Below are 22,953 nucleotides of genomic sequence, written 5' to 3' on the forward strand. Positions count from 1 at the left end.
ACGACTGCCCACGGATACGTGCGATTCATTCGCTCGGATGCGTGGGCAGTTTTTTGTTTCCAGGGCTGTAATCGAAGCCGAAAAGTGAATCTCCCAGCAACAGCGATCGGCGATAGTCCTGTAATTCGATGAGCGAGGAGTCTTTCACCTAGAACGGTTTGCTCATAGGTGTAGACGCTCGGCTCGCGATCGGCGTCATGGCTTCGTCAGCCTGCATCGACAATGCACCGCATTGCCTGCTTCGGCTTCCTCGCCACGCCGCCAATCGCTTCCCCGCTCGTCCACACCTATTCGAATACCACTCACAATCTAAGGCGATGACCCCTAAAAAGGTAGCTATGAGACATGGAGTTGCTGTATCCTAGAAGACGCTGTTTCTACGAACGGCCCCTCTCCTCCTCCTCGAAGGCGAGCTCATGCTCCACCCTACTCTGATGGCTGCCTCGCTTCCGTTGCTTGTCGTAACAACCTGCGTCCAGCCCTCATGGGCGGCGCCGACCGTGACCGCTGCAAACCGAGCAACCTCGGCAAGCGAAGTAAACATCGCAGCGATCGCTGAGATCAACGGTTCTCCCTCGGACCAGTTCGATCGACAATTGGCTCAGACGTTCTTGGCCCGGACCAGTGGCGTGTTGCAAAGCATCGCCGTCACGGCCGGAGCCCGTGCCGGGGCAGCTCAAACCGATGGGCTCGGCTTACGAATGGCAATCGCACCTTTCAACGCAGAGAACCGATTGCTAGGTGAGATACTGTCGATCTCGCCAGTCGATAACGTGGAGCCACTCCCCGGCTTCGGGGGCCCGTTCTCACAGCCCGACGTCCTGCAGGCGTCGGCCAATTTTGAATCGTCCGGGATCGTCCTCCACGCCGGATCGAGCTACGCGATGATCTTCTCGGCTGAGCGACTAGACGACAGTTTCTTCATCCTCGGCGGAGACCTGCCGGACTACGAAGGAGGCCTGATCGGCGGACGCCTCAACGACCAGCCGTTCCAATTCCAGCCTATCACTGACCTGTTCTTCGAAGTAACGGTCGACGCCGTGCCCGAGCCCGCTTCGTTGGCGATCGTACTCGCCACATTGCCGTTTGCATTCACACGGCATCGAAAATAAGTCCGCCCTTGCAGGCGGGCAGCTTGGACGGTGGGGTTGCGGAGCGACAATGTGATTCCCCATCCACGCTCAATCTTCTACTCGGGAATCGCTCACCCGAGCGACTTGGCGAACTCCACAAGCTGGTCGAGGGCCTTGCCCCAGCCTGTGAGGAAACCCATCTCTTCGTGTTTCTGCCGCCCTTCTTCGTCGGCGTGCATCGCAATCGCTGTGTAACGGGTTCCTGTGCCGTCGGGTTCAAACAGAACCACCGCCGTCATGAACGGACTTGCCTTCGGCCGGAATCCGGGTCCGAGCGCGTCGGTGAACACCAGCTTGCGGTTCTCGACGACTTCGAGGTAGCAACCAGGGTTAGCGGGCAGCACCTCACCCTCCGGCGAACGCATGGTGGTGCTAAACACCCCGCCTGGCCTGAGGTCGATCTCGCACTCGACGGTCTCCCACGGCTTCGGCGTAAACCAGCGTTTGAGGTGCTCGGGGTCGGTCCACGCCTTCCAAAGCAACTCGGGCCGAACATCGACGACACGTTCGAGAACGAGGTCGAGCTCGGGATCGATTTCGCGGCTGTCACTCATCGCTCTTCTCCATCGATTCAATATAGGTGTCGAGTTGGTCCAATCGCTTCTCCCACAGCTCGCGTTGCTGAGTGAGCCAGTCAGAAGCACGCTTCAGACGCTTGGGCTTCACGCGGAACGTGCGGGTACGCCCGCGCTTGCTCGATTCGACCAAACCAGCTTCCTCTAACATCCGGAGATGCTGAAGGAACGACGGCAAGGCCATCGAGAAGGGGGCCGCTAATTCACTCACCGTCGCCGACCCCTGGACGAGACGCTCGACGACGGCTCGCCGCGTTGGGTTCGCTAGCGCCTGGAACGCTTTGTCGAGAGGCTCAGCCACAGTCATGCGGTCATTCTGCCAAGAGCCTATACTTAGGTCAATACCTAAGTATAGAGAGCAGGCACTTGGGTTCTCGGTGGGCTAGGCTATTAGAAGACCCGGGGGGCCGTCCGCCTTCGACTGTCGGTCGTGAAACGACAAGATGCCCCCGATCCGGATTGCTCATCTAGTGGGATATGAAGCCGCAACGCGCTGTGCCTTAGACCCCCCCCGCGTAGCCCCAGAATTATGCACCTATGGCTTGTGCATGTGATTCGCAGCGGGTTTAGCTCCGATATGACTCGGTACGCGCCCACCCGATTGAATGAATCTGTCGATTCGTCAGCACCCCGCTAGCGGCTCGCCACCGAGCCGAGAGATGTGATGCCTCTTCCAGCCGACGCTCAACCATCTTCCGTGGCACGTGCGCACGCCAGCTCGACAACGAGCAGAGGCCGTGCGCCCGAGACGACGTTCTGGACCGCGCTGTGTCTGCTGGGCGCTTTCATCGGTCTGGTCACGCTTGAGTCGATCGGCAAGACATCTATCGCGGCGATCGTGCTTCAGGTGGCAGCCGCGATCTGGATCGCCGCCCTCCTGCTGCGTATGTACCGACATCGTTTGGCGTATGCCGCCGCAGGCGCGTGGGTGCTGCTGTTGTGGCTCCCGATGTGTGCGCAAGTGATACGACGACTGCACTACTGGGTCACCATCGGAATGGAGCCGCCCGATGGCATGGGATCGCCGCTGGCGTTCATGATGGGATTAATATTCGAATTGCTCGTGTTTCTGCCGCTGACCGGCTTGCTCATCGATTTAGTGCTATTAAAGCCGTGGCGCAGCGGGCGGCGGATCCGAAAGCGTGATCCGTGTCTCTAAGCATGTGGCGATGCGCTACTGATTCGCCAGACGCTCCGCTTCGCTGCGACGCCGGCTGCCCGAACTGGGCAGCCCAGCATGAGACGCGACTCATAGCGAACCAAACGCATTCGCACTTCATTCGCGCTGATTCGTGGGCAGACTTCCTCAAGCCCCATCGAGCTCGAGCGTCGCCCAGCAGCTCGGGTCTTCGTCGTACGGGAACGACGCGCCGTTGGCGAAGGTCTGGGTGCCGAGCTCGCGGTCCACGACGGCGTAGGTGAAGCCGAGGCGGGTGTGCTGCTCGGGGTCGTAGCCGTCGAGCGCCGCCGAGGGGAGGTACGCCTTGAGCAGGTAGCCGTCTTTGGTCACTTTGGCGCCAGCTTGCAGCAGCCGCGCCCGCACCGGGCGGGCGTTCTCGCGGGCGCGGTTGATGAGCATCTGGTCGATGATCGCCTCGGTGGCGCTCGACCCGCCGCCCGAGGGCAACACGCCGAAGCGGCTGCAGAACTTCGTGGCGCGGTGGACGTTGTGCGTCGCGCGGGTGTCGATCCAGAGCTGCACGCCGTCGCTGTCCTCCAGGCGGCCGTCGCGGCACCAAACGGGCTGGCTCTTGCCGGTCACCTCGACCTGCAAGACGAGCCCCTCAGGGGCCCAGGCGAGCCGCACGTCGGCGAACCGCCTCTCGCCCACCGGCGTGAAGCCGTCGAGCGCGGCTAAATCTGGCAGGCGGTAGCTCTCGTCGAGTTCCAGGTCGAACACGCCCTTGGGCTTGGCGCCCGGCTTGGCCTTTTTCTTCGGCTTGGGCTGCTGGTAACGCTTCAGCGGCGTCGCAAAGCGGAACAGAAACCGCGGGGCGAGAAGCGTATTGATCTGGGTGATGGGCTCGGCCATGGCGTGGAGGCAGCTCTGCGAGATCGTAGTGAGGCGACCCCCCAGCATCCCCCGCCGGACCGGCCTAGGGCAAGCCCCGTTGAAGAATCTGGCGGCAAGCCCATAGGCTAGAAATGCCAAGCTGTGATAGCAGGGACGCTACGGAATGACCCAGCCCCAATGACCAAGAAAGGCTTGGATCAAAACCTATTGGTCATTCGGATTCTCACATCCCAGCAGAAGTTTTCTTACCAGGGTGGCGGGGGCGCACCGCGAATGCGGAAGCCCCCGTGCGGCGGGTACCCGGACTGGCTGGCTCGGGGGCTTCTCCGCTAGCGCGGTGCGCCCCCGCCACCCTACTGAAACGCCATAGATTTAGCGGAACAGCATGCCGGCGTCTGGCAACTGCTTGCCGAGCTGCTCGAAAGGCAGAGAGCCGCGGCCCGCCACGCCGCCCAGGGCGCCGCGGGTCAGCTCGTCGAGCGCCTCACGCGGCCCGGCCAGAGCCGAGTCGAGCGACGACGACGCCTCGCCGAGCCTGCGCTCGAGCGTCGCCATACGGTCATCCAATTCGCCTCGCGATTGGGCCAGCACCCGCTCGGCCTGCTGGCCGATCACGCGTTCGAGCGACCGCTGCAGCGACTCGGCCACCGAGGCGCCGAGCGTCGACCAGACCGCCAGTTGCGGCTGGTCGAGCGTGCCGGCGAGACTCACGCGGGTCACCACCGATGGCGACCCGGCCAGGCCCTCGGCCAAGGCGGTCTCGACCTGCTCGCTGCTCACCAGCGATTCGCCCAGATCGACATGCGGCGTGAGCCGCAGGTTGTTTTGGATCATCTGCACCTCGCCCGACAGGCGTTCGCCCTCGAGCGTGAGGCTCACCGAGAGGACCGTCGCGCTGGGCGAGGCCTCGATCCGCAAACGGTCGCCGGCGCCGAGCGTCACACGCGGCGTGGCGAGGCCTTGGCAATCGACAAACAGTTCGTCGCGGGGCGTGGGGCCGGTGCGATCCACCGTGGCGTGCAATTCAACCGGCGTGGCGCCTGAGCCCTTCAGCACGATCGACATCGGCACGCCGTGCAATCGCGGCTGGGTGGTGAAGTCGTTCACGACCCCCGTCACTTCGAGCGGCTGCCCAGCCACTCGGGCGACGCCCGCGAGTTCGAGCTCACGGATCAGCAAGTCGGGTCGCTGCTTCACGCCAGCGAACAGCACGTCGACGCCGCGGTCGCGAGGCGTCTCGATCGCCGGCTCGCCGCCGGCGGGCGCCATGCGCCGCGCCCAGCGGAGCCAATCGACCAAGTCGCCGACCGGTCCGGTGACGCGTTCGCCCAGCAGGTAGGTGGTGAGCGACTGCGAGTCGAGCTGATCGACCGACAGGCTGCGGCGGATCGTCTCTTCGTCGTGACGGCGGGCGGCGGCCACCTGCTGGCGGTCGCTTTTCAGTTCGGTGGGAAGCTGCTTCGCCTCGGCCGTGAGTTCGCCGAGGCGCTTGGTGATCTCAGATACGCGCTGCGGAACGCTCGCCAGGTACTCGGCGTGACGCAACGGGTTGCGACGGGCCTCGAGCACGTCGTCGCGGAGTTGCTTGATCTCGTCCGACAGGGCGGCCGCCTCGCTGCTGAGCGATTGGTAACGCTCGGGCCAGCGCTGGGCCAACTCCTCGGCCAGCTGGACCGACACGAATTGGCCCGCCAGGTCGCCGGTGATTTTTGATTCCAGGTGGTCGAGCCACTGGTCGGCCTGCTCGGCCGCCGCGCGGCGGGCGCCTTCGGCGAGCCAGGAGGGCGCCTCGGCCTCGGTCGACTCGTCGAGCGCGCCCGATTCGGTCCGCACGCCGCCAAACCGCAGCCCCACCGCCGAGGCGTGCTCGGCGATCGCCTTGCGTCGCAGCAGCGAGTCGGCGTCGAAGTCGATGCTGACCTCGTCGGCTTCGAGCAGGTTGCGCATCGGCTCTCGCGGATCGGCCACCGCCAAGTCGCGGAGCACCACACTCGTTCTGAACAGCGACGCGCGAGACTCACCGATCTCGACCTTGGCGCCGATGGCTCCCTCGCCGCCGCGCACCACGGCGGAGCGCACCAGCCAAGCGGCCAGCGGCTCCGAAAGGCAGAGCACCGCGAACAGCAGCACGAGACGCGGGACGATGTATCCGAGTCGTAAGTAACGGCTCATGTGAGCGCTCCGAGACGGGTGGTCACATCGGCGCCCAGCAGCAGGCGGGCGATTTTGAAACGCAAGATCCAGCGGGTCGCCGTGGGACGAACCTTCGCCGTGAGCGTGCGGGTGATCAGGTAGACGGGGTAGGCGACATACAGGCCGATCATCAACGACCCGAGCACCACCGTGTTGTTGAAGCCAAGCCAGGCGCCCAGCGGCGCCTCGTAGAGCCAGGCGTACCAATCCTGCATGCCGGGAAACGCCAGCAGCTTAAGCCCCAGCTTGTGCGCCAGCGGATCGACCCACGGGCAGGCGAGCGCGAGCAGCGCCGCCGCCCCCAAACCCGCCGTGCGGTTGACCCGCAGCGAGCAGAGCAACACGCCCAGCGCGACGGCGATCAGGTTGTCCTTGGGCACAAGGCCCAGGACCACGCCGAGCGCGGCGCCGGCGGCGATCTGCCGGTCCGATTCGTTGCCGGCAAGGACCGACACCAGCCCCCGCAGGGGCCGTAGCAGCAAGGAGGTCATGAAGGTCTGTCCCACGGCGTGGTCGTGCTAGCGGCGACGGCGCCCCGGTCACTGCGCAGCAGCGCGCGGGGAGCCCCGTGGTTGAGATCGTCCGGTTGTGCCGGTTGTCTTGAATGAATCGCCACGGGTGGCGTGACAGCGGCGCCGGCACAACGAGAGACGAGGAGACCCCACACAAGGAATACAGGAGGCCCTCAAGAGGCGAGGGCCCAACCACTCCAGGGACTAACGCCCTTCAGCTCTCGGCTGGCCTGTATATGTGGCTACGCTGAGTCGTCGGCCGAGTGCTTGGCGACTACCGCTTCGACGAGGTCTTGCACGCCTTTGACATCGTCGATCGCCAAGAACCCGACTTCAGACGTGGTGCGATCGCCGTCGTTGTCGCGGCCGATATCGCGGTAAAAAATCAGATCGCCCGAACCATCGGCTCGCTGTCGCCGCTCGAGGTTCTGCAACTGCTTGGGCTTGAAAGAGCGGACGCGGATGCCCGTGAGTTCTTTGACAAACAATACCGCCCGCCGATCGGTCAGCACGTAGGCGGTCTGCTTGGCGGAACGCCGGAACCAGATCGGCGAAGAGAGCATCCCGATTCCGATCACAACGAACGGTAAGCCGAACAGCGGGAAGAAATCGAACCCCTCGTCCCAATCCGGGAGCTCGAATTCGGCGGCGCCGCAAACCCAGAAGACCGCGAAAGCGGTCCAGACGCACCCGAACATGAACAAGGGCGTCGCCCGGCGACTCATCGCCCGCGGGCTTGGCTGGCCGATCCAGCCGAGTATCTCGTCCCGGTCAATCTCTTTTGCGACAAGATTTCGCAATTGCTCAGGAAGGTCTCGAATATCAAGCGTGGTTGGTAAGTCCATCGCAAGCCTCGGGGGGAGCTGAGCCTTAAGGCTTGAGCGCCGCGAGCAGGAAGTTGGGCTTTAGCGGCTCGAAGCTGAGGCGGCCGAGTTGGTCGGCGCCGCGGGCGATGTTGACCATCCACACTCGCACGTCGGGCGCCGGCTGGCCCTGCTCCAAGAGAGCTAGCCGCAACTCCGTCAGGTTGTCGATGCTGATGAGGTTCACCACCAGGCGCCCGCCCGACCTGAGCCGCTCGTAGGCGGAGGTGGAGAGCCGCGTCACCTCGCGGCCGCTGCCGGCGAGGAACACGCAGTCGGGGTCGGGCAACGCGGCCCACGCCTCGGGCGCCTTGCCGAGGATCGGCACCACGTTGGCCGTGTGAAACCGTTCGGCGTTCTGCTGGATCAGGCCGTGGTCTTCGGGGTCCATCTCGATGGCGTACACGGCGCCGTCCGAGGCGAGCTGCGCCGCCTCGACACTCACCGACCCGCTGCCGGCGCCAACGTCCCACACGATGCTCCCGGCGGCGATGTCCATTTGCGCGAGCGCCAGCGATCGGACCTCGGCCGGCGTGAGCAGGCCTTGCTTCGGCTTGGCCTGCAGGAACGCCTCGTCCGGGTTGCCGAACGTGCGGCGGCCGATCGCCCCGCTCGGGCGGTCGGGGGCGTTTGGCTTGCGGATCAGGATCATCACGTTGAGCGCCGGGAACGAGCCCTCGGCGATCTCGGGCAGCTCGCCGAGCGTCACCCGTTCGTCGCGGGCGCCGAGGTTCTCGCAAACGTACGCCGTGAAGTAGTCGATCTCCTTGTCGAGCAGCGCTCGGGCGACCTTCTCCGGCCCGCAGCGGTCGGTTGTGAACAGACCGACCTTCTCCGACGTGCGGATACGTTCGACGACCGCGTCGAGCGGCTTGGTGGCGAGGCTCGTGAGGTACGCCTCGTCCCAGCTCTCCATGACGCGGGCGAACGCCAGTTGCATGCTGCTCACGTGCGGCAGCACCTGGAAGCGGTCTTTGCCGAAGTGGTCGGTGAGGAACCGCGCCAGCCCGTAGAACATCGGGTCGCCGAAGACGACGATCGCGGCGGGGCGGTCGCCGATCGCCTCGATCTGGGCGGCGATCTCATCGAGGTCGCCGCTCAGCGCGGCCCGTTCAGCCTGGGGGGCGGCTTCGGCCAGGAGCATGAGCGCGCGTTCGTCGCCGAGCAGTACCTGGGCCGAAGAGATGCATTCACGCACCGCGCCCGAAGCGGCCGAGAGGCCGTCGTCGCCGATGCCGATGATCGAAATGGGGGGCATGTGAGGAGCGCCTACGCGGAGAGGTAACGCGAAGGGTTTAGCGTAACGCCCGGGGGGAAGTAGCTCTAGAGGAGGCGATCGCCCCTTCTACCGTTGGTGCTGCGGGGGTCGTCTCCGGCGCCGATAACGCGCAACGATCAACTCCGGCGACACACCGTGATCGGCCTCGGAGACGCCTCCCACACCGGGCGGGATCCCCAGAGGCACTACTCGCTAGCGATGTAGCACTTCAGCGTGTGGTGATCCATCTGGATCGGCTGGGACGTGTTGAGCACCGGGCCGGGCGTGTCGACGAACACGTCGTGCGGGGGCTCGGCGATCGTGTCGATCGCCAGGCGCCAGGTGAGGCCACGCACCGTCTTCGGGGCGTGGAACTCCTGCGGCTTGCCCCCGGAGTGCATGAGGATCATCACGTGCCGCGCCTTGTCGTCATCCAGCCCGGCCGTGCCGAGCACACAGGTCAGGCTGTGGAACGTGTGGTTCCAGTCGACCGTCTCGCCGTCGGTGCCGTACCAGCTGACGTCGGGCAGGGCGCCGTGGCCTTCGGAGGCGCCGGTGAGGAACTTCGCCCGACGGAGCGTCGGCTGGTGCAGCCTCAACGCGATCAGCGCCTCGGAGAATCGCAGCATCTCGGCGTTGCGTTGCGTCAGGCGCCAGTCGAACCAGCTGAGGGCGTTGTCTTGGCAGTAGGCGTTGTTGTTGCCGCGTTGGGTGCGCAGCGCCTCGTCGCCGGCAACGATCATCGGCACGCCTTGGCTCAAGAGCAGCGTGGCCATCATGTTCTTCGCCTGCCGCTTGCGCAGCCGGCGGATCGGCACGCGCCGCGTGGGGCCCTCGACGCCGTAGTTGGCGCTGTAGCTGTTGTTGTCGCCGTCGCGGTTGCCCTCGCCGTTGGCCAGGTTGTGCTTCCGCTCGTAGCTCACCAAGTCGTTGAGCGAGTAGCCGTCGTGCGACGTGATGAAGTTGATGCTGTGGTACGGCTTGCGGCCGGACGACTGGTAGAGGTCGCTCGAGCCGGCGAGCCGGGTGGCCATCGGGCCGGTCATGCCGAGATCGCCGCGCCAGTAGCGCCGCACGTTGTCGCGGTAGGCGCCGTTCCACTCGGCCCAGCGGCCGTTGGCGAACGAGCCAACCTGGTACGCCCCGGCGGCGTCCCACGCCTCGGCGATGATCTTCGTGTCGGCCAGCATCGGGTCCTCGGCGATGTACTCGACCAAGGGCGGGTTGGGCACCAGTTCGCCGCTGCGGTCGCGGCTGAGGATGCTCGCCAGGTCGAAGCGGAAGCCGTCGATGTGGTAGTTGTAGACCCAGTGCCGGAGGCAATGGAAAATCATCTCCCGAACGATCGGGTGGTTGCTGTTCACCGTGTTGCCGCAGCCGGAGTAGTTCTTGTAGGAACCGTCCGCGTTGAGCATGTAGTAAACGCTGTTCTCCAGGCCCTTGAACGTGAAGGTGGGTCCCTCCTCGTTGCCCTCGGAGGTGTGGTTGAACACGACATCGAGGATCACCTCGATGCCGGCCGCGTGCAGTTCGCGGACCATCTCCTTGAACTCACGGACCTGGGCTCCCGGCTCCGCCGAATCGGCGTAGCCGCGGTGCGGCGCGAAGAACGCCATCGGGTCGTAGCCCCAGTAGTTGCCGCGCGTCGACTTCTGACCGTTCGACTCGTTGGTCGGGAACTCGTGCACCGGCATCAACTCGACGGCCGTCACGCCGAGCGACTTGAGGTACGGGATCTTCTCGATCACGCCCAAGTAGGTGCCGGGCCGCTCGGCGCCGCTGGTCGGGCTGCGCGTGAAGCCGCGCACGTGCATCTCGTAGATGACCGTGTCCGAGAGAGGGCGCCGCAGGTGGCGGCCACCCTGCCAGTCGAAGTGGTCGTCGATCACCACGCACTTGGGCGGCCGCGAAACGCCGTCGCTGCCGGCCTGGAACTCGCCCACGAGCGCCTTGGCGAACGGATCGATCAACCGCGCGTGGGGATCGAACCGGTGCCCGCGGTCGGGGTCGAAGGGGCCGTCCGCCTGGAAGTGGTACAACTCGCCCGCCGTGAGACCCGGAACGAAAACGCTCCAGATGTCGCCCCAACGGTTGGTGTCGGGGTTGCACTCGATCGAGCGGTACGGCTCGCGGTCGTTCGCCTTCTTGTACAGCAGCACGCGCATCGCAGTCGCGCTGCGGCTGTACACGACGAACTGCACGCCATCCTCACGCAGGATCGCCCCATACGGGAGCGGGTAGCTGAACTGCGGAGTGGGAGGCTTTGCGGCGGTTGCGAAGCTGGGTTGTTTAGCCATCACGGGGCCCGAAGAACGGGCGAGGTAAGACGTGGCGCCTGTGTCGATCATAAGCTCCGGAGGCCTTGTCGTGTTGCGGTGCATTTGAGAACGTCAAAAAGCCTCCCCCGCGGGGAAACAACGCGACGCTCCATTTGCTTCGGCAACCGCGAGCCGGAAACTGCGATCCGAGTGAATCGTACCTTACTCCTTCTCGGGCCCCTATCCTCCGAACAGACCGGGCGACCGGGTCGCCGGGAGCGGTCGGCGCCTGGCGCGCCATGGTTGCCTTCTGAACGACCACCGGCGGCTCGTTGACACGCGTACAGCAGCGCCCCTAGAATCCTCGTCGACGCCCCCCTGATTGAATCGAAACGGAGCCCCCCAGGGGGAGAGATAAGCCCTATGGCGAAGGCCACCTACAAGGACGCCGGCGTCGACTTGGACGTCTACCAGCAGTCGATGTCGCGGCTTCCCCGGCTGATGCGCCGCACCCACACGCCGCGCGTCATGCCCCTGGAGGGCGGGTTCGCCGGGTTGTTCCAGCTCGACTTTGCGGGAAAACTCTTCGCGAGGAATTACCGCAATCCGGTCATGGTGGCCTGCACCGACGGGGTCGGCACCAAGCTGAAGGTCGCCCAGCTGGCCGGCCGGCACGACACGGTGGGGATCGACCTGGTGGCGATGTGCGCCAACGACGCCCTCTGCTGCGGCGCCGAACCGCTCTTTTTTCTCGACTACGTGGCGATGGGCCGCGACGATCCCGACCGGCTCGAACAGATCGTCGCCGGCATTTCCGAAGGGTGCGTGCAGGCCGATTCGGCGCTCATCGGCGGTGAGACCGCCATCATGCCCGACCTGTACGGCGTGGACGACTACGACCTCGCCGGTTTCTCCGTCGGCGTGGTGGAACGCGATCGGCTGATCGACGGCTCGAAGATCGGCCCCGGCGACGTGGTCCTCGGCGTCGAATCGAGCGGCCTGCACTCGAACGGCTTTAGCCTGGCGCGGAAGGTCGTGTTCGAACTTGCTGGGCTCACGGGCGACGACACGGTCGAGGAGTGCGGCGGCGCCACGGTGGCCGATCTCCTGCTCGAGCCCACCCGGATCTACGTGCGGCCGATGGCCAAATTGCTCGCCCACTACCGCCGCAAGCAGGTGGTGCACGGCGTGGCGCACATCACGGGCGGTGGGTTGCGGGAGAACCTGGAGCGGATCTTGCCGCCCGGCGCCAAGCTGCGGCTCGACGACGACAGCTGGCCCGTGCCGCCGGTGTTCCGCTGGATCCAGCGCCTCGGCGACGTGGAGCCCGCCGAGATGGCCCGCGTGTTCAACATGGGCCTGGGGCTCGCGCTGGTGGTGAGCGAGCACTTCGCCGACAGCCTGGGCAAACAGCTTGCGGACCAGGGCCTCGCCAGCTGGCAAGTCGGACGCATCGAGCAGCGATAAGGTGGCCCCTCCGTGGCTCGCAAGAAGTGAACCACGACGGCACGACGAGCACGACGTGACGTAAATCACCAACCAAGCACGCTGGGGCGACTGCTCTCAAGCCGTGGTCTCAACCCGATTGGCTTCGCTCCAATCGCTTCGTCGTGATCGTCGTGGTTTCTCTTCAGCGCATAAAAAAGCCGCGTCCGACGATCTCCCGCACAGGCATCCGATGCCTAGCGTTCGCTCCCTCCAGCTGACTTGCACCCCGTCCGCTGACAACGGTCGGGAAGTTAATGAGGCGGCGGCGGGTCGTCGCAGGACGCGGCTCTCGTGTTAAGTTGGATCCTTAAGGCGGGTCATCCGGCTAGCTCATCGAACAGCTCGCCAAAGGCGGGCATCTCGGCGCCGAGGTACTCGGCCCAGTGGGCGGGCTCCCACAGCTCCAGGCAGACCCCGGCTCCCACGACCATCACCGTGCCCCCCGGCTCGACGCCGAGGAACTCGCGGAACCCGTCGGGGATCACCAGCCGGCCGCGGTCGCCGAGCTGCACTTCGCGGTAGCGGGTCGAGAGCAAGCGGCCGAAACGCTGCACGTCGGCCATGCGTGTGTCGAGTTTGCCGGCCGAGAGCTTGGCGCTCACCAGTCCGACTCCCTGGTCGATCTTTCTCTGCCAGGCGGAGCGCTCCCACAGGCTCACACAGCCGGGCCGCTCCTTGGCGAGCAGGCACTCGCTCGCGGCGCCGGCGATCTTCAGCCCCCCGGTCGTCGCCCCCGGCGCCCCACCGGGTGAGCCAACTCCTGTCAGCTGCGTCACCAACTCCACCGGCAGCGTGAGCCGGTAGCGCTCGTCGAGACGGCGCGAGAGTTCGGTGGTGAGCAAGGCGTCGCTCAATAGCTGGCGGGAAATTCATTACCGTGTGATACTCGCCCAATCCCTTGAACTAGTGGCACTGATTCGTGGGTTTCATGCCCACTGACTTATTTCAGTGCGTGATCGTAAGGGAGATCAACCTATTTGCAACCTTGGAGCGGGAAAACCGCATCATTTTTTGCTCGGTCACCGACCCCTCTTGGGGGTAATCGAGCGTGCGAATCTTTGCTGCGTTGCTAAGAAACGCGAAGAACGACAACGCTTGCATCGCTGCGCAATTCGACCTCGCCCGCTAGCGGGCCGTCGGTAAGTCGCAACCGCACGTCCCCCGCAGATGCCGCTTCGAGCCACGCGACTTGTCCTGCGGCGACGCGCGTCACCACGCCCCGTCCCCCGCCTATTGGCCCCTCGTAATCGAGGTAGTGAGCGCGGTGGTCCGTCAGCGGCGTGGCCTGGACCATGCCTGCTTCAGCCAAGCCACTGGCGAGTGGCGACCGATCGGGCGCGGCGTTCGATAGCCGCTCACGCCAAGTCGGCGGCAAGGCCAGCAGCGACCACGCCGCCAACCGACGCTCGACGTCCGACATGCCGGGCCGCTCGACGAGCAGGTCCCAGTGCGGCCCCTCGCGGTAGCCGGGCGGGCAGTCGTGATCGAGCAGGGCGTAGCGCACGGAAGAGTTGAGAGGTCGGAGTTGAGAGGTCGGAGGCGAGAGTTGAGGGGTCGGAGGTCAGAGGCCTCTCCACTCTCCCGCGTTACCGCGACAAGATCGAGATCGTCTCCGACACGCTCACTCCCGCCGGCGACTCGTTCGAACGCGCCTCGATGATCACCTGGGCGTTGCCTTGCGCAACCGGGTCGAACGGCACGATCACGCGGACGGTCTCGCCCGCACGCAATTCGGTGATCGGCTGGAACTCGAGCGTGTTGCCTACGGTTCGGAACGGCAACTGGGTCTGCTGCGCGGTGAGCTGAGGACGAATTTGCTGAGGAAACACGAGGCGAAACTCGACGTTCGTCATCGGCGTCGCGCTGTGGTTCGTCACCGCCACGTTCAGCGAGCCGCGCGAGCTGACCTGCGTGGGGTTCGTCGGGCTGTACAAGACCGCGCCCAGGCCGGTCGGCGGTGCGGTGGGTCCGGGCGCCGGGGGCGCCGGGTCGATCGACGTACGGGGCAAGATCTCCACGGTCGACGCCTCGGCGTACTCGGGGCTGTTCGCCGCGCGGACGTAGACCTTCACGCCCGAACTGTCGCTGGGCGCGATGCAACGGCAACGCAGGCCGAAAGGCTTCGACTGGTTCGGCTCAAGCCGCGGGATCACCCAGCGGAAGCCGCCGCCGGTGCGGGTGTAGCCCACTTCGGCCTCGAGCGGCTCAAGCGTCGGGTCGAGTTGCATCTCGACTTCCACGTTCACGGCGGCGACCTGACTGTTGTTCACGACGCGGGCGCGAAAGTTGTATTCCTGACCCACGTCGCGTTGCAGCTCGCCGTCGACCGGGATCGTCAGCTCGGCTTGCGGCGGGGCCGCGGGAGGCTCGACCTGGATGCACGCTCTCGCGAAGCCATCCTCGGCGCCGACCGCCTCGACGGTGACCGCGTGGCATTGCTGGCCGACGGCCGTGACTCCGAACTCGAGCGTCACCTGATCCGACTCGCCGGCGCCGATGTCCGGCATGCCGAGGTACTTGATCTCTTTACGCCCCGTGGGGTCTTGGTCGTGTTGCAGGCCGCGGTCGAAACGGTCGTACAGCACGATGTCGCGCGCCGGGGCGTCGCCGTTGTTCACCACCGTGACAACGAAAGCCACCTTCTCGTTCACCCGCACGGGTGCGAGCGACTTGCGTTCGATCCGCACGTCGAGCTCGGGCCGGCCGGCGGCGGGCGGCGTGGGGGGCTCGAACGGATCCGGCGGACGCGTGCCGCCCCCCGGCGGGTTGGTCGTCGGAGGCTGCGTTGGCGGCAGCGACGGCGGGAACGTGGCCGGCGGCGCCGTGGCGCCGGGCGATCCGGTGGGGCTCCAGGTGATCGTGGCTTGCCCCTGCCCCACCTCGAGCCGCGGGCTCGCCATCTCTCCGCTGCGCGCGGGGCGTACGACCGTGATGGTCACTTGCGAAGAGCCTGCGCCGTCGTCGGTGGGGGTCACTTCGACACTCGCTCGCCCCTGCGAGTCGGTCCGCACCTCCGAGGTTTGTCCGGCGTCGTAGCCGAGCGCCGCACGCGAGCCGTCGGTCACCTCGTAACGGACCAAGTAGCCCTCGACCGGCGCGCCGTCGCTCTGGCGTGTGATGACCGTGGTGAGGGTGTGCGGTTGCCCCAGTTGCACATTGGCCGACGGGGGCATTTGCCACTGGGCGTCGATCCAGTAAATGACGGCCGTGTCGCGACGCGTCTCCCAATCGGCGCTTTCGGGCGCGTAAGCCGTGACGAAGCTCGTTCCCTCGCTCGCGCTGGAAACCGTGATCCAGGCGTCGCCGGGGCGCACTTGCACGTCGTCGGTCGTGTCGGCCGTGCCGCGATTGATGCAGGTGTGGAACGGCGACGTGTAGCCCACGGCGAAGAAGTTGTCGACCTTGTCGGGACGCTGCCACGGCAGCCGCATGAAGTCCATCTCGCCGCGCTCGCCGATCGTCACGAGTTGGCCCACGCCCTCGCGTCCGAGCATCCACTCGATGCGGCGGTTGGTGTAGAGATACTGATCCTTGCCGCAAACGCCCGCCTTGAGGATCACCTCGCTGCCGACTGGAGCGAGCACCCGCTGGGGGGTCATCACTAGCCGCTCGCGCACCGGGCGGGCGGCCGTCACCGGCATGCCTGGCGGCGAGACGGTGGGGGAATCGCCGTGCAACCAATCGCAGCCGCTGTGGATCTCGTCGTTGAGCCAGTTGGCCACGGGGCAATTGTCGATGCAGCCCAGCCCGGTGTTGAGCCCCGAGGGTGAGGCGGCCAGAGGCGTCGGCGCGCTGAGCACCGGGGCGGCGTCAACGTTGCCCAGGAGCGGCAGGTTGGGGTTCACCTGCGGCGCGGCCGGCGCCGAGGCCTGCTGGGGCAGGAAAATCCGCTCGCCCGAGGGATCGATCCGCGGCAGTCGCCACTGCGCGCACCCACCTACGGCCAACAGCAAGGCTGCGGCGATCACGCGTCGGAGTGTGGCGTGGCGGGCGAACACGGCGGGTCTGGGGGCCTCCTGGCCGGGGGAATCCTGTTTTCTGGGACACGCCGCCCGGGCCCCCACGGGGGGCCGCCAAAGGGACGCGGCGCAGCGCGACGCGCGGACCGGGCGGAATAGTCCGCGAAAACGTACCCCGCTAGGCCGTGCGTGTTGGGAAAAGGCAACGTCCTGCGGTGACTTTTCGCCACACCGAGGCGCGGTCGCACGGGCTGTAGCGGTAGGCCGGTCGGCAAGGGGCTCCTGGGGATCACAATCGCCGCAAGTGCCGCCGCTTTCTTGATTTGCCAAATACCCCAGATTACTATCAGGGCTTAGGGACAGGCCCCCGTTTCGCCCTTACGGCCCCTCTTGGCCCTCGGCGTGTCGGATCGCCCGACCACCAATTCATCAGCTGTCGGAAACAGAGACTCTCAACCGTCGTCAGAGGCCCCCATGGGATCGTTTCGCATGACCAACCTGTTCCGCGTCGTCGCTTGCACGGCGGCCCTTGCCCTGGTTAGCGCCTCGGCCGACCTAGCCCTTGCCCAATTCGGTGGTGGCGGCGGCCAAGGCGGCGGTGGCGGCGGCGGCTTGGGAGGCGGCGGTGGCGGCGCCGGCGGCGGAATCACCGGCTCGGGCGTCGTGGTCGACGCCGACGGAGTGGTCCACCGCACGACCGTCAGCGACACCGATGGCTCGCTCGCCCGTCGACGCGCCGCCGAGGCGATGTCGCGGCTCGAGGGCGACCTCGCCAAGCCGAGCAAGCTCCGCAAGGTTTCGCTGCCGCGCCTCGAGCGCGCCCTCAAGGAACGGCTCGCCGCCGGCCAGCAGCCGGACGACACCATGGAGTCGCTCGCCGGCCTGACGCGCATCGATTACGTGCTCTGCTACCCGCCCACTTCGCAAGCCGATGCGGGCGACATCGTCCTCGCCGGCCCCGCCGAGCCTTGGGGCGAAGCGCCCAACGGCAAGAAGCTGGGCGTCGAGACCGGCGCTCCGGTCATCGAGCTGCAAGACCTGGCGACCGCGCTGCGTGCGTTCCCCGCCGGCTCGAGTGACGCGCCGCTGATCTACTGCTCGATCGACCCGACGGCCGAAGGCTTGTCGCGGATGCAACAGTTCCTCGCCGAGTACGGTCGCAGCGCGACCCCCGGCGACACCCAGTTCATTGTCGAGCAGCTCCGCGAGCGGCTCGGCCTGCAGATCGTCACCGTCGGCGGCGTGCCCGCCGAGACGCATTTCGCCCAAGTGCTGGTCGAGGCCGACTACCGGATGAAGCTCATTGGCATCGGCCTCGAAAAGCCGCCGGTGCGTCTGAAGAGCTACGTCGCCCGGGCGAACCCGGCCGCCGTGAGCCAAAACGCCTTGCAGCGTTGGTTCTTTGTGCCGGATTACGAGCGTCTTCGCGTCTCGCAAGACGGGCTGGCGATGGAGATCGTCGGCGACGGCGTGAAGCTGGTGGGCGAGGACGAGGTCGTCACCCGCGACGGCGCCCGTCGCGGCGCCGGTCACTCGAACCGTGCGAGTGTGCAATTCACCAAGACGTTCACCAAGCAGTACAACAACCTCGCCGAGCGGGCGCCGGTTTACGCCCAACTCCGGAACTGCATCGACCTGGCCGTGGCCGCCGCGTTCATGCAGAAGCACGATTTCTACAACAAGGCCGACTGGCAGGTCTCGGCTCTGAACGACGAGTCGGCCTACTCGGTTGAGAAGTACAACGCCCCTCAGCAGGTCGCCACCGCGGTCAACAGCATCTGGAAGGGCCACACGCTGATGACGCCGATCGGCGGCGGCGTGGTGATCAAGCCGGCCGACGCCCTGGAGCAGGTCAATCTCCGCATCGACGAAGAGGGCGCCACGGCCGACGCCCACGCGGCGGTCGTGCCGTCGTCGGTGGAAGCCGACAAGTGGTGGTGGGACTGACCCCACGCCAAGCCAGCTGAAGAATCGAAACTCTCAGGAGCCCCGACCACCGCATGGTCGGGGCTCTTTTTTTATGCCGCACGGTTCCTGCAGCTGCGTTCACGCCACCATGCGGCCGAGCGACAGCCCCACCCACACCGCCGCGCAGCCGAGCAGCAAGTTCGCCGCCACATTGGCCAAAGCCATCAGCGGCTGGTTCTGCTCCAAAAGGCGGACGGTCTCGTAGCCAAACGTGGAGAACGTTGTCAGCGCCCCTAGCAGACCGACCGTCAGCCCGGCGTGGGCAGCCGTCGGCAACCGTGCGGCGGCCACGAGTCCGGCGTGCATCAGCATGCCAATCACCAGGCAGCCGATCGCGTTGACCGCCAGAGTGCCGTAGGGAAAACGGTCGCCAAAGGCTCGCAAACAGGCGAGCCCAACGCCGTACCGGCCGAGGGCGCCGAAGGCGCCGCCTAAGGCGATGGCGGCAATTCTTGCATACATGTCCATAACCCCTGTATCGCCCTTCCTAGCCAACCGCTTGAGCCTGCCGGATTTGACGATCGAGCTTCAAGATGAGGGGGACTATCGTTTTCACGGGCAATTAAAGCCCCTCCCTGCGGTTTGCACGATGCTGGCGCCGATTTCAGTGCAAAGCTAATCAACACGCCCCAAACTACCGAAACTACCCTTGTGACGTATTCCGGCAGCTCCCACAGAGCGGCACGGTTTCGCTCATCCGGCAATTCGGTCGCCGGTCCTATTGAATTGGCAATGACGCGGGGCAACGGACGCCCCCAACGGCCCCAGGGTCGCACGCTGCAGGAGGCGGTAGAGGCATGGACGCAAAGAAGATCGAACTCGCCCCCGTGGCGCTCTACTCGCTCGCTGGCATTGCCTTAGCGCTGGCTGCGATCGTGCCCAACGTGCGATTCGGCCCGCCCGAAGTCTCACCGCGGCCGATCGACAGGCCGCTGATGTCGGTGCGCACCGCCGACCGCCCAGGCAACTGGTCGCAAGCGATCGGCGCCCACCACGAGGGGGGCCGGCCGAACAATTCCCTCTCGCCCGTGGGCCCGTACCTCGCCGACTGGCAGTACAACCGGCTGCGTCCGGTGATTGGCGAAGCGGCGCCCTCGCCGACCGTTTCGCCGCTCACAGCTCCGCTCGTGCTGAGCGACGCCGACCTGATGCACGGCGGCGAAGTGGCGATCGACGCCCGGCAGCTCGAGCTCGCCTCGCTGCGTGGGCCGCGACCGGTCGCCACTCCCGCCACTGAGGCGAGAGCTGATAGCGAAGCCTCCGGCATTGTCGTGCTCGTCCCGTCCCAGCCACGTTGGAGCGCCCCGCTGGCCGAGGGCCGCTCGGTCGACCGCTGGAGTCTGTTCGGATGGGACGGCGTCGCAGGCGCCCGCGCGGTTGGCAAGGCCTACGCCGCGTTGCAATCGCGGGTGGTTGAATCAACGCTGCCACAGAAGGCGTTTGTTCGGATGGTCCGCACCGTGGCGCCGACCGCAGGGGACGATGAAGCAGGATCGCGATCCGACGAGTCGCCTGAGGTGGCCGCCGATCCCGCCACCCAACCGGGCCTCGCCCAAGCGGTCGCGGCCCCCTCTCGCGCCGCCTCGCCCACGGCGATCCTCTCGCCGGTCGGCCCGACTTTCACGCTGCGTATCGGATCGGGCGAACGGCTGGCGATGCGTTCCTCGCCGCGGCGGGACAAGCCGGCGCTGGTCGAGCCCGATCGCGCAGCTGCGATGGGTCGCGCCGCCGCGATGGCTCATGCCGACTCGATGAGCCGGACGGCAGCCGGCCGGTCCGCGATGGGAGCGTCTGCCGAGCTCGGCGAGACGCCCACGCCTTGGGCCGACATCACGCCACTCGATCGCGCTCCGCGTGCTCAGCGTAAGCCGGCCGACGCGGCTGATCTGGGGGGCGTGTTCCCCCACCCGGCCGCCTTGGTCGAGCAGATCGAACGGGTCCGCCATGGGGCCACGGCGACGTGGGCCGCGGAGACCCTCGATCGCACCCAAGCCGTTACCCGAGTGAGTGGCGACACGCCCGGCGTTGAGGCGGAGCAAGCACTCGCCCAGCTGGCTGCCTCGGCCGCCGAGGCCGCGCGGATTGCCGAGCGGCTCGATGGATCGGTCGCCACTGAGCTGCGTCGCTTGCGGTACGCGATCGACCGCCGGGTCGACGCCTGGCGTCTGTCGCTCGCGTTGCGTCAGAACGGCAAGGCGTTGCTCGCCAACGATCCCGCCGAGGTCGAGCGGCGGCTCCGCGACCGGCTCGCCCGGCTGGAAAGCGGCGCGCTCGCCCGCCAGGGGGGCGACGCCTGGCGCAGCTACCTGATGACCGAGGAGCTTGACCGGCGTCTCGGACGCACGCCCCACGGCCCGCTCGCCAAGGACACGCTCGACGAGCGGCGCCGGCTCGCCCAGCAGGTGCTCGGCCGCATGCAAGCCGACCAGCTGAGCGCCGATCAGAAGCGTTTCCTCACCTCGGCTCCGCTGGCCGCGCTCGGCGATGACCTGCGTGCGTTGGCCGCCCCCGCGTCGGTCGACGTGGCCGGCCTCGCCCGGCGTGTCGAGGCGTACGAGCTGGCGCCGAGTGCTTCGGCCGGCGAAGCGTTGGCTCGCGACATCGTGCGGCTCGCCAGGTTGAGCGATCCCGACGCCAAGAGCCTGTCGGAGGAGCTCGACCGGCAGTACCGCAACGGGAACCTGCGGGTGGCGATCTCCGACGAGTTGATCGAGCGGTTCCTGCCCGCCCCCGAGGTCAAAACGCGGGGCGTCCACACCCGGGTGGCGGGGACCCCGGTGCGCGGCGTCGCAACGACCCGCACCAACCTTTCGCTCGAACTCGTGCCGAACTCCACAAGCTGGCGTTTGCTGCTCGGGGCCGAAGGCCGGGTTGACTCGAAGACGCGCTCGACCGGCGGCCCGGCTTCGGTGTTCACGCAGAGCGTCACCCGCTACCACGCCCAGAAGACCTGGGCGGTGGGGCCCACGGGCGTGTCGAGCGAGGCGGCTGTGGCCACGGCTTCGAACCAGACGCGCTTGGTAGGTCTCAAGACCCGATTGGACGGGGCTCCGCTGTTGGGCGATTTCGTCCGCTCCCGCGCCCGCCAAGGATTCCGCGATCGTCGCGGCGTCGCCAGCAACCAGACCGAGGCCCGGGTGCGACGCGAAGCGGCCCAACAGCTCGATGAGCGCGGCGCCGAGGCGGTCGAGAAACTCCTCGATCACTACCGATCGCAAACCGAGGCTCGCGCCGAAGCGCTCGGCATGCGGGTCGAACCGGTCGAGATGCGCACGACCGAGCGGCGACTGATCGCACGGCTGCGGGTGGCGGGGGCGGAGCAGTTGGCCGCCCACACGCCGCGGATGCGAGCCCCCGGCGACAGCCTTGCGAGTGTGCAGATCCACGAGTCGCTGCTGAACAACGCCCTGCGTGGGGTGATCGTCCCGGGCGAAGAGATCGCGGTCGCGGACCTCCGCGTGCGACTCGCCGAACGATTCGCCTCGCCCGTGGCCGACGCCGACGAGGACGCGGCTCGCGCCGTGATCCGCTTTGCCGACACCGACCCGCTCAGCGTTCGGTTCCGCGACGGCCGCGTGGGGCTCACCCTGGCCGTGGCCGAGTTCCGCCTGCGGGGCGACAGCTACCGCAACTTCAAGGTCCACACGTCCTTCACCCCGCAGCTCGCGGGCATGGAGGCGCGGTTGGTCCGCGACGGAACGCCGCAAATCGAAGGCAAGCTGCGGACCGGAAAGCGGCTCCGGCTGCACGCGGCGTTCGGCAAGGCTCTCGGCGGCGACCGCTCGATGCCGCTCTACCGCCTGACCCCGGACACCGAGCGCAAGCTCGAGGGGCTGATGGCCACGCAGTTGGTGGTCGAGGACGGCTGGATCGGCTACGCCATCGGGCCCGCAACGGCGAGCCGGCTTGCTAGCTGCGGGGGCTATGTGCGATAGACTCGAACACTCGGTTGTGCGACGTTGGAGACCCGCTCGGCCGGCGTCTGATCGACGCCCCGCTAGCATCCCCCCGCCACGGCGCAACGGCCGCTCGGCGCCAGATACAACGGTAGAAAGACACCCGTGAAGCGACTGCTCAATTGGTTAGCGGGCAAAGGAACCGCGCTGGTTGCACTCGTGATGCGCGGCACCTGCCGCTACGAATTGCACGACGACCCACGCCCCGCACTCAAGGCGGCCGGACGCCCCTACGTGTTCGCCATCCTCCACGCCACCCAAGTGGCGGCCGGCGTGGGCAGCGAACGCGGCACGGGGGCGATGGTCTCGCGCTCGGTGGACGGCGACCTGATCGCCTCGGCGCTCAAGTCGCTCGGCGTGGTGGTGTTCCGCGGATCGAGCCGCAAGAACGGCGTCGAGAAGGGGGGCAAGCAGGCCTTGCACCAGATGGCCGACCACGTGCGCAGCGGCATGCCCGCGATCATCGCCGTCGACGGCCCCCGTGGACCCCGCGGCAAAGTCAAGAAGGGCATCGCTTGGCTCGCCAAAGAGACCGACGCGGTGGTGCTGACCGTCGTCGCCGTGCCGAGCCGACGCTGGGTGTTTGGCAAAACGTGGGACCGCTTCCAATGCCCGCAGCCGTGGTCGCGTGTCGACGGCTACTTCGGAGCGCCGCTCGAGGCGGCGCCCGGCGAGAGCGTCGAGGCGTTCCGCATGCGGATCGAGGCCACGCTCAACGAACTCGAACACCGCTGCGACCCGCAGCAAGCCATGGCGGCTTGAACAGCCGATAAGGC

General features: G+C 66.8%; 18 protein-coding genes. 6 read left to right on the forward strand and 12 right to left on the reverse strand.

Annotation, left to right across the window (positions count from 1 at the left end):
* Positions 1-416: 416 nt before the first annotated feature.
* On the forward strand, positions 417-1,112 hold the full coding sequence (locus Mal64_RS05750; RefSeq protein WP_146397937.1) for a hypothetical protein: 696 nt from the start codon (positions 417-419) through the stop codon (positions 1,110-1,112).
* Positions 1,113-1,204: 92 nt separating this feature from the next.
* Here Mal64_RS05750 and Mal64_RS05755 read toward each other — a convergent pair whose 3' ends face one another.
* On the reverse strand, positions 1,205-1,687 hold the full coding sequence (locus tag Mal64_RS05755; protein ID WP_146397938.1) for an SRPBCC family protein: 483 nt from the start codon (positions 1,685-1,687) through the stop codon (positions 1,205-1,207).
* Positions 1,680-2,015 carry an ArsR/SmtB family transcription factor gene (locus Mal64_RS05760; protein ID WP_146397940.1) on the reverse strand — a complete coding sequence of 112 codons (336 nt, stop codon included), beginning with the start codon at positions 2,013-2,015 and terminating at the stop codon, positions 1,680-1,682. The genes Mal64_RS05755 and Mal64_RS05760 overlap by 8 nt, the downstream gene beginning before the upstream one ends.
* A gap of 357 nt (positions 2,016-2,372) precedes the next feature.
* Between Mal64_RS05760 and Mal64_RS05765 the strand changes: the two genes are divergently transcribed.
* Positions 2,373-2,867, forward strand: coding sequence for a hypothetical protein (locus Mal64_RS05765; RefSeq protein WP_197525482.1), 495 nt, complete (start codon positions 2,373-2,375; stop codon positions 2,865-2,867).
* 147 nt (positions 2,868-3,014) lie between these two features.
* Here Mal64_RS05765 and Mal64_RS05770 read toward each other — a convergent pair whose 3' ends face one another.
* From Mal64_RS05770 to glgX, 6 genes are all read right to left on the reverse strand, one after another.
* Entirely contained in the window at positions 3,015-3,740 is a 726-nt protein-coding gene (locus Mal64_RS05770; protein WP_231993591.1) for a hypothetical protein, read from the reverse strand.
* 354 nt (positions 3,741-4,094) lie between these two features.
* A complete protein-coding gene (locus Mal64_RS05775; protein ID WP_146397944.1) occupies positions 4,095-5,894 on the reverse strand; it encodes a TIGR03545 family protein in 1,800 nt (599 codons plus the stop codon).
* Positions 5,891-6,421, reverse strand: coding sequence for a TIGR03546 family protein (locus Mal64_RS05780; RefSeq protein WP_146397946.1), 531 nt, complete (start codon positions 6,419-6,421; stop codon positions 5,891-5,893). The genes Mal64_RS05775 and Mal64_RS05780 overlap by 4 nt, the downstream gene beginning before the upstream one ends.
* A 248-nt stretch (positions 6,422-6,669) precedes the next feature.
* Positions 6,670-7,272: a hypothetical protein gene (locus Mal64_RS05785; RefSeq protein ID WP_146397949.1), complete on the reverse strand. Its 603-nt coding sequence runs from the start codon at positions 7,270-7,272 to the stop codon at positions 6,670-6,672.
* 25 nt (positions 7,273-7,297) lie between these two features.
* Positions 7,298-8,548 carry a precorrin-6y C5,15-methyltransferase (decarboxylating) subunit CbiE gene (gene cbiE, locus Mal64_RS05790; protein ID WP_146397951.1) on the reverse strand — a complete coding sequence of 417 codons (1,251 nt, stop codon included), beginning with the start codon at positions 8,546-8,548 and terminating at the stop codon, positions 7,298-7,300.
* A 206-nt stretch (positions 8,549-8,754) separates the two neighbouring features.
* The gene (glgX, locus tag Mal64_RS05795; protein WP_391570398.1) at positions 8,755-10,896 is read right to left on the reverse strand and encodes a glycogen debranching protein GlgX; all 2,142 of its coding nucleotides are present in this window, start codon (positions 10,894-10,896) and stop codon (positions 8,755-8,757) included.
* A 333-nt stretch (positions 10,897-11,229) separates the two neighbouring features.
* Here glgX and purM point away from each other — a divergent pair, with 333 nt between their 5' ends.
* Positions 11,230-12,273 (forward strand): phosphoribosylformylglycinamidine cyclo-ligase, encoded by a 1,044-nt coding sequence (gene purM, locus Mal64_RS05800; protein ID WP_146397955.1) that lies wholly within the window; start codon positions 11,230-11,232, stop codon positions 12,271-12,273.
* Positions 12,274-12,611: 338 nt separating this feature from the next.
* Here purM and Mal64_RS05805 read toward each other — a convergent pair whose 3' ends face one another.
* From Mal64_RS05805 to Mal64_RS05815, 3 genes are all read right to left on the reverse strand, one after another.
* A complete protein-coding gene (locus Mal64_RS05805) occupies positions 12,612-13,136 on the reverse strand; it encodes a division/cell wall cluster transcriptional repressor MraZ (RefSeq protein ID WP_146397957.1) in 525 nt (174 codons plus the stop codon).
* Between the two features lie 227 nt (positions 13,137-13,363).
* Positions 13,364-13,798, reverse strand: a complete 435-nt coding sequence (locus Mal64_RS05810) for a hypothetical protein (protein WP_146397959.1) — start codon at positions 13,796-13,798, stop codon at positions 13,364-13,366.
* Positions 13,799-13,880: 82 nt separating this feature from the next.
* The gene (locus Mal64_RS05815; protein WP_146397961.1) at positions 13,881-16,292 is read right to left on the reverse strand and encodes a DUF11 domain-containing protein; all 2,412 of its coding nucleotides are present in this window, start codon (positions 16,290-16,292) and stop codon (positions 13,881-13,883) included.
* A 450-nt stretch (positions 16,293-16,742) separates the two neighbouring features.
* Between Mal64_RS05815 and Mal64_RS05825 the strand changes: the two genes are divergently transcribed.
* On the forward strand, positions 16,743-18,200 hold the full coding sequence (locus Mal64_RS05825; RefSeq protein ID WP_197525483.1) for a DUF1598 domain-containing protein: 1,458 nt from the start codon (positions 16,743-16,745) through the stop codon (positions 18,198-18,200).
* Between the two features lie 99 nt (positions 18,201-18,299).
* Here Mal64_RS05825 and crcB read toward each other — a convergent pair whose 3' ends face one another.
* Positions 18,300-18,683: a fluoride efflux transporter CrcB gene (gene crcB, locus Mal64_RS05830; protein ID WP_197525484.1), complete on the reverse strand. Its 384-nt coding sequence runs from the start codon at positions 18,681-18,683 to the stop codon at positions 18,300-18,302.
* A 335-nt stretch (positions 18,684-19,018) separates the two neighbouring features.
* Here crcB and Mal64_RS05835 point away from each other — a divergent pair, with 335 nt between their 5' ends.
* Entirely contained in the window at positions 19,019-22,156 is a 3,138-nt protein-coding gene (locus Mal64_RS05835; RefSeq protein ID WP_146397967.1) for a hypothetical protein, read from the forward strand.
* Between the two features lie 126 nt (positions 22,157-22,282).
* Entirely contained in the window at positions 22,283-22,939 is a 657-nt protein-coding gene (locus tag Mal64_RS05840; protein WP_146397969.1) for a lysophospholipid acyltransferase family protein, read from the forward strand.
* Positions 22,940-22,953 lie beyond the last annotated feature (14 nt).

It is taken from the genome of Pseudobythopirellula maris (assembly GCF_007859945.1).
Taxonomy (GTDB): Bacteria; Planctomycetota; Planctomycetia; order Pirellulales; family Lacipirellulaceae; genus Pseudobythopirellula; species Pseudobythopirellula maris.